This is a genomic window from Mycobacterium sp. NGS59, from assembly GCF_059812345.1.
In genome coordinates, this window is record NZ_JCALCN010000039.1 from 22,836 (window position 1) to 33,523 (window position 10,688).

At 67.9% G+C, this 10,688-nt stretch carries 11 protein-coding genes and 1 pseudogene; 9 read left to right on the plus strand and 3 right to left on the minus strand.

What is annotated here, in order from left to right; genetic code table 11:
• Window positions 1-360: 360 nt before the first annotated feature.
• The 6 genes from AC5Y46_RS24885 to AC5Y46_RS24910 are packed head-to-tail and all read left to right on the plus strand — an operon-like array spanning window position 361 to window position 6,040.
• Complete coding sequence (locus tag AC5Y46_RS24885) at window positions 361-1,398, plus strand: extracellular solute-binding protein (protein ID WP_499946661.1); 1,038 nt, start codon at window positions 361-363, stop codon at window positions 1,396-1,398.
• Window positions 1,395-2,276, plus strand: a complete 882-nt coding sequence (gene cysT / locus AC5Y46_RS24890; protein ID WP_499946660.1) for a sulfate ABC transporter permease subunit CysT — start codon at window positions 1,395-1,397, stop codon at window positions 2,274-2,276. Before AC5Y46_RS24885 ends, cysT begins: the two co-directional genes overlap by 4 nt.
• The gene (gene cysW, locus AC5Y46_RS24895; protein ID WP_499993664.1) at window positions 2,273-3,091 is read left to right on the plus strand and encodes a sulfate ABC transporter permease subunit CysW; all 819 of its coding nucleotides are present in this window, start codon (window positions 2,273-2,275) and stop codon (window positions 3,089-3,091) included. The genes cysT and cysW overlap by 4 nt, the downstream gene beginning before the upstream one ends.
• Before the next feature lie 6 nt (window positions 3,092-3,097).
• On the plus strand, window positions 3,098-4,453 hold the full coding sequence (gene hpnE / locus AC5Y46_RS24900) for a hydroxysqualene dehydroxylase HpnE (RefSeq protein WP_499946658.1): 1,356 nt from the start codon (window positions 3,098-3,100) through the stop codon (window positions 4,451-4,453).
• A 37-nt stretch (window positions 4,454-4,490) separates the two neighbouring features.
• Complete coding sequence (locus AC5Y46_RS24905) at window positions 4,491-5,345, plus strand: SDR family oxidoreductase (RefSeq protein ID WP_499946657.1); 855 nt, start codon at window positions 4,491-4,493, stop codon at window positions 5,343-5,345.
• A complete protein-coding gene (locus tag AC5Y46_RS24910; RefSeq protein ID WP_499946656.1) occupies window positions 5,342-6,040 on the plus strand; it encodes an acetoacetate decarboxylase family protein in 699 nt (232 codons plus the stop codon). The genes AC5Y46_RS24905 and AC5Y46_RS24910 overlap by 4 nt, the downstream gene beginning before the upstream one ends.
• A gap of 107 nt (window positions 6,041-6,147) precedes the next feature.
• On the opposite strand, the gene AC5Y46_RS24915 is transcribed toward AC5Y46_RS24910, so the two are convergent.
• Window positions 6,148-7,644 (minus strand): potassium/proton antiporter, encoded by a 1,497-nt coding sequence (locus AC5Y46_RS24915; RefSeq protein ID WP_499946655.1) that lies wholly within the window; start codon window positions 7,642-7,644, stop codon window positions 6,148-6,150.
• Window positions 7,645-7,808: 164 nt separating this feature from the next.
• Here AC5Y46_RS24915 and AC5Y46_RS24920 point away from each other — a divergent pair, with 164 nt between their 5' ends.
• From AC5Y46_RS24920 to AC5Y46_RS24930, 3 genes are read left to right on the plus strand one after another with little or no spacing between them, the layout of a single operon-like run.
• Window positions 7,809-8,507 (plus strand): potassium channel family protein, encoded by a 699-nt coding sequence (locus AC5Y46_RS24920; RefSeq protein WP_499946684.1) that lies wholly within the window; start codon window positions 7,809-7,811, stop codon window positions 8,505-8,507.
• Window positions 8,508-8,516: 9 nt separating this feature from the next.
• Window positions 8,517-8,906: a nuclear transport factor 2 family protein gene (locus tag AC5Y46_RS24925; RefSeq protein WP_499946654.1), complete on the plus strand. Its 390-nt coding sequence runs from the start codon at window positions 8,517-8,519 to the stop codon at window positions 8,904-8,906.
• A gap of 4 nt (window positions 8,907-8,910) precedes the next feature.
• Window positions 8,911-9,786: an amidohydrolase family protein gene (locus tag AC5Y46_RS24930; RefSeq protein WP_499993665.1), complete on the plus strand. Its 876-nt coding sequence runs from the start codon at window positions 8,911-8,913 to the stop codon at window positions 9,784-9,786.
• Between the two features lies 1 nt (window position 9,787).
• On the opposite strand, the gene AC5Y46_RS24935 is transcribed toward AC5Y46_RS24930, so the two are convergent.
• Window positions 9,788-10,243 carry an FAD-dependent oxidoreductase gene (locus AC5Y46_RS24935; protein ID WP_499993667.1) on the minus strand — a complete coding sequence of 152 codons (456 nt, stop codon included), beginning with the start codon at window positions 10,241-10,243 and terminating at the stop codon, window positions 9,788-9,790.
• A 128-nt stretch (window positions 10,244-10,371) separates the two neighbouring features.
• Window positions 10,372-10,518, minus strand: a pseudogene (locus AC5Y46_RS24940) (FAD-dependent oxidoreductase); the annotation flags it as partial.
• Window positions 10,519-10,688: the final 170 nt, after the last annotated feature.

A 10,688-nucleotide genomic window follows, 5' to 3' on the forward strand; every position in this document is an offset into this window, starting at 1 on the left:
CCGCCACCAGTGCTTTTGCCGCCGGGCCCCGGTGTTTCGGAAGCCCTTGTGCCCAGCCGCGGGTGTCGCGCCGGGTGCTACCCGCTGACCTCGACCTGCCCGGTCCGCGACGACGAGGTGACCTGCCCTGCTGCCGCACCGCGTTGCCGCGCCGTTACGGGTTGCGGGACGGGCGCACTCGCGACATGCCCACACGCACCAGCTTTGTTATTTTTCGCCCATGCACGCGGCAGCCGGCGGTATCGAGCGCCATCTCACCGTGCTGTGTTGTCGCTGACCCCATCCCCGCGCGAGGTGTGGTGTCGGTCCAGAGGATTCGCCGCACCTTCCCGACACGAATCCCGAACTGGAAGGCCACCAATGTTTCCCGGCACCGGCAGCGTTTCCCGCTGGCGGCAGGTCGTCGGCCTCACGTTCGTCGCCGGCGTCGTCGTGGCCTGTGGTGGCGGTGCCAGCGACGCCGTGGACGGTGGCTCGATCGTCGAGGCGAACACCAGCATCACCCTGGTGGCCTACTCGGTGCCCGAACCCGGTTGGAGTGCGGTGATACCGGCGTTCAACGCCTCCGAGGAAGGCCGGGGAGTGCAGGTCATCACTTCCTACGGCGCCTCCGGCGACCAGTCCCGGGGTGTCGTCGCGGGCAAGCCCGCCGACATCGTGAATTTCTCGGTGCAACCGGACATCACGCGGTTGGTGAAGGCCGGCAAAGTGGCCCCGGACTGGGACACCGAAGCCGGCAAAGGCATACCGTTCGGCTCGGTGGTGACCTTGGTGGTGCGCAGGGGCAACCCGAAGCACATCAGAGACTGGGACGACCTGCTGCGTCCGGGCGTGGAGGTCATCACCCCGAGCCCGATGAGTTCCGGCTCGGCGAAGTGGAATCTGCTTGCGCCCTATGCCGTCAAGAGCGGCGGGGGCCGCAACGCCCAAGCGGGCGTCGACTTCATCGGGAAGCTGGTGCGTGAACATGTCAGGCTCCGGCCCGGATCGGCACGGATCGCCACCGACGTGTTCATCGAGGGCAGCGGCGACGTGCTGATCAGCTACGAGAACGAGGCCATCGCGGCGGAACGGCAGGGACATCCGGTCGAGCACATCAACCCCGCGCAGACGTTCAAGATCGAGAACCCGGTGGCCGTGGTGACCAGCAGCCCCCGCGTGCAGGCCGCGACCATGTTCAAGAATTTCCAGTACACCGCAGTGGCGCAACGGTTGTGGGCCCAGGCCGGATTCCGGCCGGTCGATCCCGCGGTCGCCGCCGACTTCCGCGACCAGTTCCCGGTGCCGGTGAAGATGTGGACCGTCGCCGACCTGGGCGGCTGGGTCAGTGTCGATCCGCAACTGTTCGACCGGCACACCGGCCAGATCACCAAGCTCTATCTGCAGGCCACCGGATGACCGCCGCAGTCAGTCCCGACCCCGTCTCGCTCCAACTCAACCGGCCCGAGGACGACGCACCGGCACCGACGGTCGCCATCCCGAAACCGCCCGGCGGTACGGCACTTCGCGTCGGTGTGGTGACGCTGTGGCTGTCGCTCATCGTGCTGCTGCCGCTGGCGGCGATCGCCTGGCAGGCCGCCGGCGGCGGCTGGGAACGGTTCTGGCTGGCGGTCACCGCGCATGCCGCGCTGGAGTCGTTCAAGGTGACGCTGATCATCTCGGTAGTCGTGACCGTCGTCGACGTGGTGTTCGGTGTGCTGATCGCCTGGATGCTGGTGCGTGACGACTTCGCGTGGAAAGGCTTCCTGGACGCCATCATTGACCTGCCGTTCGCACTGCCGACCATCGTCACCAGCCTGGTGATGCTGGCGTTGTACGGTCCCAGCAGCCCGGTGGGCCTGCACCTGCAACACACCCCGCCCGGCGTGGCGATGGCGCTGGCGTTCGTGACGTTCCCGTTCGTGGTGCGTGCCGTGCAACCGGTGCTGCGCGAAGTCGACCGGGAGGTCGAAGAGGCCGCGGCGTCGTTGGGGGCCAGTGGCCGAAGGGTTTTCACGACGATCGTGTTGCCGTCGCTGCTACCTGCCGTGTTGTCCGGCGGGGGACTGGCATTCGCGCGGTGCATCGGCGAGTTCGGTTCGGTGGTGACCATCGGCGGCGCCGTCCCAGGCAAGACCGAGGTGTCGTCGCAGTGGATACGCTCGCTGATCGAGAATGACGACCGCACCTCCGCCGCCGCGATTTCGATTGTGTTGCTGACGATTTCGTTCATAGCGTTGATGGGTCTGCGGTGGATCAGCGGACGGGTGTCCAAGCGTCATCAGGACTCCGCGTGAAGACGTCGAACTGGGTTCGTCACCTGATCCGCTACGTCGCGTCGGGCTACATCGTGGTGATGCTCGTTGTGCCGGTGTCGCTGATCCTGTACCGCACCTTCCGGCCCGGCTTCCACCAGTTCTATGCCTGGATCACCACCCCGGCGGCGATCTCGGCTCTACAGTTGACGCTGCTGGTGTTGGCAATCGTGGTGCCGCTGAACGTGATTTTCGGGGTGCCGACGGCAATCCTGTTGGCGCGCGACCGTTTCCGCGGTAAGAGTGTGGTGCAGTCGGTCATCGACCTTCCGTTCGCGGTCTCGCCGATCATCGTGGGCGTGGCCATCATCTCGGCCTGGGGATCGGCCGGGGCGCTCGGCTTCATCGAACGAGACTTCGGGATCAAAGTCGTATTCAGCGTTCCCGGCATCGTGCTGGCGACGATCTTCGTGACGCTGCCGTTCATCGTGCGCGAGGTCCAGTTGGTGCTCAGCGAGTTGGGCACCGAACAGGAGCAGGCGGCCGCGACCCTGGGTTCGACTTGGTGGCAGACATTTTGGCGGATCACCCTGCCCTCCATCCGGTGGGGTCTGACCTACGGGGTGGTGCTGACCACCGCCCGGGTGCTCGGCGAATTCGGCGGCGTGGTGATGGTGTCGTCCAATCTGCCGGGCAGCACGCAGACCCTCACGCTGCTGGTCAACGACCGTTACAACCGCGGGCATGTGTACGGCGCCTACGCGTTGTCGTCGCTGATGCTGTCGGTGGCGATCATCTTCCTGATCGTCAAGGGGATCATGCTGCTGCGTCGGAAACGGGCCAACCAGTTAGCCTGAGCCGCTATGGGCAGGCAACACGTGGTGGTGGTCGGCGGCGGTCTCGCGGGATTGGCGACCACGGTGTGGCTGGCCGAACTCGGTTACGCGGTCACCCTGTTGGAGAGCAACGGCTCGCTGGGCGGTCGCACCATCGGACTGACATCGGGCCGCGGGGATGCGATCGAGAACGGCCAGCACGTGCTGGCGGGCTCGTATGACTGCGTCTTCCGCTACCTGGATTCCGTCGGTACCCGGCACCTCCTGGAATTCCCCGACGAGTTCGGGGTGCGGTATCCCGGCGGGCACGTCGAGACGTTCGGTCTGCGGCCGCGCAATGCGCGCCAGATGTTCCTCGGCCGGGTCCGGGGTCTGGGGATCCCCACCCTGCTGCGCACCGCCCCGGCCTGGGCCCGGTTGGTGCGCGACGTCGTCCGGTTCGACGACACCCTGGACGACATCACTGTCGACGAGTGGCTCGACCGCCTCGGCTTCCCGACCGCGGTACGCCGAATCGTCCTCAATTCCATGGTGATCGGCCTGCTCAACGAACTGCCCCGGCTCGCGTCGGCGCACGCGTTCGCGGCCTTGCTGCGCACCGGCGCCGACCGGGTGCGCCGCAGTGGGCGCGGGGCGGCGCGCATCGGCTACCCGACCGTCGACCTGGACACGCTGTACCTCGAGGGCGCACGGCGGGTCATGACCGAACGCCGGGTGGATGTGCGGTTGCGTACCCGGGCGGCGTCGGTCGTGGTGAGCGACGGCCGCGCCTGCGGTGTCCGACTGGCCGACGGCAACACAGTCGACGCCGATGCGGTAGTCCTGGCGGTCCCGTCGTGGAACCTGCGCGCGCTGCTGGACGACGTGCCGGGCTCCGAGGACGCCCGGCTGGCGGCCAAACAGCTCGAGCCGATCCCGATCATGAACGCCTACGTGTTGCTCGACCGTCCGTTGCGGACCGTCGCGCCGTGGGAGTCGTTGCTGGACAGCGACATCGGTTGGGTCTTCGACCGCGACCGCATGCACGGACCGCGTGCAGACGGCAACCATCTGTACGCGTTGACCACCTGCGCGGCCTACGATCTGATGCCGCTGAAGAATCGGGAGGTCGCCGACCGGCTCGTCGAAGCGCTGCGCGCCAGTTATCCCGCCGCCCGCGACGCCAAGGTGCTCGACGTCACCGTGGTGCCCTGGCCCAAGGCCACCTTCTCCTCGCGCGTCGGCATGTCCACGATCCGGCCGGGCAACCGCACGGCCCTGCCCAACCTCGCGCTGGCGGGTGACTGGACTCACAACGACTGGCCGACCACGATGGAAGGCGCGGCCCAGAGCGCTTCCCGCGCAGTCGATCTCATTCACCAGGCGCTGACGTCTGGGAGTTGAGCGCAACCGGGCCGCGGCGGTGTGACATTCTGGCCTGATGGCACAACTGCGGGGACGACGGGTCGCCATCACCGGTGGAGCGCAAGGCATCGGCCGCGCGATCGGTGAGGCGTTGGTCGCTGCCGGCGCCAAGGTGGCGCTCGGCGACGTGCAGGAAGCAGTCGTCAAGCAGACGGCGACCGAATTGGGCGCGGCGGCAACGGGTTACCCCCTCGACGTGATGGACGAGGCGAGCTTCGAAACGTTTCTGGATCAGGCGAGCCAGGACCTGGGCGGGCTCGACGTGTTGGTCAACAACGCGGGCATCATGCCGATCGGACCGTTCCTGGAGGAAAGCGCGGGCGTCACCCGGCGCACCATCGAGATCGACGTCCTGGGTGTCATGACCGGAACCCGGCTGGCGGGTGCCCGTTTCGCCCAGCGCGGTTCGGGACACATCGTCAACATCGCGTCGGTGATGGGCACGCTGGCGTCGCCGAATGCGGCCACCTACTGCGCCGCCAAGTATGCGGTGGTCGGATTCAGCGAGGCGCTGCGACAGGAGTGGCGCGGCAGCGGGGTCAGGATCTCGGCGATCTGTCCCGGTTTCGTGCGCACCGAGCTGATCGCGGGAATGTCCGCGCCCGGCCCGCTGGAACGGTTCCTCGTCGTCGATCCCGAGGACGTCGCGACCGCCGTCGTCGCCGAACTCGGCAAGGGCACGTCGCGAACGGTGTTCGTCCCCAAGCTGGTCGGTCTGGTCTCGCGCGGAACCGCCTCGCTGCCCACCGCCGTCGTCGACACGGCGTTCCGGCTGTCCGGCGGCAACAAGGTCACCTCCCAACTGGATCGCGAGAAGCGCGCCGCCTATCAAGCCAAGGTCGAAGGCCGAGGGAATCAGGAGCAGGCATGAGCCGTATCGAATTGACCGGACTGCGCGGTGTGCCCGAGACCGCGCTGAGCGAGGCGCTGGTGGCAACCCTGCCCGGCAACGAGGCGCCCGCGCCGTGGGAATGTCACTGCTCGGCGTTGCTGTGGGTGGGTCGCGGCGGTCGCGCCGCGCGCGCGGCCCTGCCGCCTGGGTTGGCCGGTAGTCCCGCGCTGGCCACGGTGGGCGCGTTCGTCCGCTACACCGACACCCCGGTCGGCGCCTACGACGAGGTGCTCGGCATGGTCGCCTCCCGCACCGGCCTGCGGCCGTGGGGAAATGTGGCATTCATGTCGGTGGATTCCCAGAGCAGCCTGGTCGGCGGCCGCACCAACTGGGCGATGCCCAAGACGCTGGCGCGCTTCACCGGCGAACTGGCCGACGGCCACCTCATCACCGGCCAGAGCAGCGACGACCCGACCTGGTCGGTCAGTGCGAAGCCGCGGGTCAAGGGGCCGGGGATACCGCTGAAACTCAAGACCACCGCGCGCCAGCAGTTCGCCGACGGGCGCGTGGGGGATTCGGAGCTGGTCTTCGCAGGCCGGGTTCGGCCCGCCCTGGTGACCGTCGGCGTCTCCTCGTCGGGACCGCTGCCGACCTGGCTGCGTCCCGGGTTGCACGTGGGCATCTACATCGACAAGGCCACCTTCACGCTGAGCCAGCCCCGGTTTTCCAGCTAGCCCCTCCGCCGCGAGCAGACAGAGAATCGCACTGATTCGTCGCCAGGCGTGCGACTCTGCGTCTGCTCGCGCCACCGGCTAAGCGCCACGGGCTAAGCGCCACCGGGCTAATCGACCTCGCCGTACTCGTCGAACCAGTGCGCGAGTTTGCCGCGCCGGCTGACCGCGCGCAGCCGCGCCTCGGCCGCCGCCCGGGTCTTGCTGGTGGTCACGATCAGCAGTTCGTCGCCGGCCGCGATGCGGGTGTCGGGTTCCGGCACGAAGGTGTGGCCGTTGCGAATGATCAGCGTGATCACCGCCGGGTCGGGCAGGCGTAGTTCCAGGATGGTGACGTTGTGCAGGCGCGACGGCCGTTGCACCGTCATCGTCAGCAGTTCGGCGTCGAGCATGTCCAGCGGTGCGGCCTCGACCTGGATCTCGCGCGTCGCCTCGCGGGATATCAGGCCCAAGATGCGGGCAATCGGACGCAGACTCGGGCCCTGGATCAAGGTGAACACCACGACCAGGATGAACACGACGTTGAGCAGCCGCTGACTGCCCGCCACGCCGGCCACGATCGGGAACGTCGCCAACACGATCGGGACGGCGCCGCGCAGCCCGGCCCAGGACAGGAAGACCTGATCCCGCCAGGGAATCCGGAACCAGACCAGCGAACCCACCACCGACATCGGCCGCGCCACCAGCAGCAGCACCGAGCCGACGACGATCGCCGGCACCACGTCCCTGGGCAGTTCGCTTGGGTCCACCAGCAGCCCGAGCAGCACGAACAGCCCGATCTGGGCCAGCCAGCCGACCCCTTCGGCGAAGGAACGGGTCGCCGAACGGTGCGGTAGTCCGGAGTTCGCCAACACCACCGCGGCCAGATACGCGGCGATGAACCCGCTGGCGTGGGCGTCGCCGGCGGCGGCGAAGGCGACCAGTCCCAGCCCGAAGGTGGCGATCGGGTACAACCCCGACGCAGGCAACGCGATGCGACGCAACCCGAGCGCACCCAGATAACCGACGATCAGCCCGATCGCCGATCCGCCCAGCAGTTCGTAGATCAGGTGGGTGGCCGCGCCCTCGGGATGGAACACAAAAGGCACCACGCTGAACATCAGGACGAGGATCACACCCGGCGCGTCGTTGAACCCCGACTCGGCCTCGAGCAGGCCGGCAAGTCGCCGCGGCAACGGCAACACCCGCAGCACCGAGAACACCGCCGCGGCGTCGGTGGACGACACGATGGCGCCGAGCAGCAACGCAAGCTGCCAGCCGATATCCAGCAGCAGGTGAGCACCTACCGCGGTCACCAGCGTGCTGATCACCACACCGAGGGTGGCCAACGTGGCCGCGGGTGCCAGCACCTTGCGGATGTCACCGAACTTGGTGGTCAGACCGCCTTCCACCAGGATCACCGCCAGCGCCGCGGTGCCCACGTTGCGCGCCAGCACGACGTTGTCGAACTGCAGCCCGAGGCCGTCCTCGCCGATCGCGACGCCGACCAGCAGGTACAGCAGCAGGCTGGGAAACCCCACCACGGTCGCCACCCGGGTACCGACGATGCTGGCCAGCAGCACCAGGCCACCAAGCGACAAAGTCAGGTACAGCTGTTCCAGGCTCATTCTTTCCCGTTCATCACGACCGCCGCTTACCGCGGTTGGTACGACGAGGGTGCCGATGCGGCGCCTGTCAGTAAATCAGTCCGGGCCGGTTCGTCGCTCGCCCCACAGTGGGAAGTGCCCGACCTCTCGGCATACGCAAAGATGATTGTGTGACGACACGTAAGTTGCGGATCGGGATTGCCGGGGCCGGCAATGTCGGGCGCTCGGTCGCACATGAGTTGCTCGAGGGCGGACACAAGGTGTTGCTGATCGAACGGCAACGCCGCAATTTCGAGCCGCACAAGGTTCCCGGCGCGGACTGGCTGTACGCCGACGCGTGCGAGATGTCGTCTCTAGAAGAGGCCGGGGTCCAGACCTGCGACGTGGTGATTGCCGCGACCGGTGACGACAAGGCCAACCTGGTGGTGGGTCTGCTGGCCAAATCTGAGTTCGGGGTGCCCAGGGTGGTGGCTCGGATCAACGACGTCCGCAACGAATGGCTGTTCGGCCAGGCGTGGGGGATCGACGTCGCGGTCTCGACGCCGGGCGCCATGGTCGCCGGTATCGAGGGCGCCATCGACGTCGGCCACCTGGTGCGGTTGATGGGATTGCGCGAGGGCCGGACCGCGCTGACCAAGTTGACGCTGCCCGCCGACAACCCGACCGTGGGCGAGCGCGTCGACGACTTGGATCTGCCGCACAACACCGCGCTGGTCACCATGGTCCGCGGTGACAAGGTCATCGCGCCCGGGCCGGACGACGTGCTCGAGGCCGGCGACGAACTGCTGTTCATCGCCGACAACGCCCGCGAACGTGCGTTGTGGGCCGCGGTCAACAGGATCAAGCCCTCACCCCGGATGCCGATGCGCCACGACGCGTGGTGAGCTGATCGGATGTCGGTTGCGCTACTCCGCGAAATGTTCGAGCGGATGGTGGTCGCCAAGAACGGTGAGCTGATCGAGCGGTACTACCACCCCGAATTCGTGATGTTCTCGGACGGCCTGACGCAGGACTTCACCGAGTTCCGGGACAGCCACCGCACGCTGTATCGGACCGACATCAGCTACGCCGTCGAGTACGACGAACAGGCCTGGGTGGAGGCCCACGAAGCGGAGGGGACCAAGGTGGCCGGTCGGGTGTGGATCACGACGTCGCGCCCCGGGGAGGCACCCACCCGGATCGAGGTCGTGCTCATCGCCGCCTACCGCGACGGTCGCCTGCACCGGGTCTGGGAGACCACCTGGCCCAGCTGGCGCGACGTCGCGGCACTGGAAGGGTACTGAGCATTTGACGGACGCAGAGCCCATCGCGATTCGCCGGTTGCTCGACGAGATCGGCCTAGCCTCGATCTTCGACGTGCACACCCATTTCATGCCCAAGCGGGTACTCGACAAGGTGTGGGCCTATTTCGACCGGGCCGGTCCGCTGGTCGGCCGGCCGTGGCCGGTCGCCTACCGACTCGACGAACAGGCGCGGGTGGCGATGCTGCGGGAGTTCGGCGTGTCCGCCTTCACGTCGCTGGTGTATCCGCACAAGCCGGACATGGCCGAGTGGCTCAATGCCTGGTCGGCCGAATTCGCTTCTGAGACAACCGATTGCCTACACACGGCGACGTTCTATCCGGAGCCGGCGGCGGCGGCGTACGTGACCCGTGCCGTCGCCGACGGGGCCCGGTTGTTCAAGGCGCACGTGCAGGTCGGTGATTATTCGCCGACGGACCCGATGCTGGAACCGGTCTGGGCGGCGTTGGAGCAAGCCGGTGTGCCCACCGTCATCCATGCCGGATCCGGCCCGGCGCCAGGCACTTTCACCGGACCGCGGCCGGTGGCCGAGGTGCTGGCCCGCCACCCGTCGCTGAAGTTGATCGTCGCCCACATGGGCATGCCTGAATACCGCGAATTTTTGGACCTGGCCCGGCAATATCGCGGCGTCTATCTCGATACGACGATGGTGTTCACCGACTTCACCGAGCAGCTGCATCCTTTCCCGCGCCGGGACCTGCCGCTGCTGGAAGAGCTGGGCGACAAGGTGCTGTTCGGCAGCGACTACCCGAACATCCCTTACCCCTACCACCACGCCGTCGACTCGGTCGTCCGGCTGGGACTGGGCGACCGTTGGTGCCGAAACGTGCTGTATCACAACGCATCTGAGATCTTCGCTTGAGTCAGCCCAGCCGGCGCATCAATTCGGCGGCCGCGTGCCGTCCGCTCTGCAGCGCCCCGTGCACGGTGCCGGGATTGTCCACGCCGACGGCTTCACCGGCCAGGTAGAGCCGGTCGCTGACGGGTTCCTGCAGTCGGCGCCGGTCGTCGAGCCCGGAGCCGGGGGCGTGGTAGGAGTAGGACCCCAACGCGTAGGGATCGCGGGTCCAGACCGAAGAGCGCACCTCGGTGACGTCGGTGCCGAACAGTTCGCGCACCACGGTCGACGCCCCGGCCAGCAGGTCGGCGGGTGCGGCTGGTCGGGATCGGCGGCGTACTCGTCGGCGATTTCGGTGGTCAGGTAGTAGGTCAGCGCGGCGCGCTGCGGGCGGGAGAGTCCGCCGGCCGCGGCGTCGACGGCCGCGCCGAGGCTGCCACCGTCGACGTCGTCGCGGGCGTCGGCCACCAGGGAACGCCACGTCTTGGCGTCGTAGGCCATCGGCTGCAGACGGGGATCGATCGCCAACTTCACCGGGCGGTCGTAGTCGGTCGGGACGACCTCGGCGTGGACCTGGCGGGCCAGTTCGAGCAGCGGATTGTTCGTCGTCCCGTGGATCCAGGAGGCGCCGGTCTCCAGCGGCACACCCCAGTCGCGGTTGGTGTCGACCCGTCCGCCGATCCGGTGGCGGGCCTCGATCACCCGCACCGGCCAGCCCGCGTCCTGCAGGCTGCGCGCCGCGGCCAGTCCGGCCATCCCGGCCCCGACGACCAGCACCTTTTGGCGGTCCTGGGGCGCGTGGGTCTGCCGCGACGACGGACCCGGTGCGCAGCCCGCCGACACCCCGGCTGCCAGCGCCGTTGCCGCCAGAAACCCCCGACTTGACCGAAGCTTTCTTCGGCGCAAGCCCTCGACTTCAGTCGGGG

Bases quoted from the DNA above. Each gene is read 5' to 3' on its own strand.
- AC5Y46_RS24910 (WP_499946656.1), top strand. From the start codon at position 5,342: ATGAGCCGTATCGAATTGACCGGACTGCGCGGTGTGCCCGAGACCGCG.
- AC5Y46_RS24905 (WP_499946657.1), top strand. From the start codon at position 4,491: ATGGCACAACTGCGGGGACGACGGGTCGCCATCACCGGTGGAGCGCAA.
- AC5Y46_RS24925 (WP_499946654.1), top strand. From the start codon at position 8,517: ATGTCGGTTGCGCTACTCCGCGAAATGTTCGAGCGGATGGTGGTCGCC.
- AC5Y46_RS24885 (WP_499946661.1), top strand. From the start codon at position 361: ATGTTTCCCGGCACCGGCAGCGTTTCCCGCTGGCGGCAGGTCGTCGGC.
- AC5Y46_RS24915 (WP_499946655.1), bottom strand. From the start codon at position 7,644: ATGAGCCTGGAACAGCTGTACCTGACTTTGTCGCTTGGTGGCCTGGTG.
- hpnE (WP_499946658.1), top strand. From the start codon at position 3,098: ATGGGCAGGCAACACGTGGTGGTGGTCGGCGGCGGTCTCGCGGGATTG.
- cysT (WP_499946660.1), top strand. From the start codon at position 1,395: ATGACCGCCGCAGTCAGTCCCGACCCCGTCTCGCTCCAACTCAACCGG.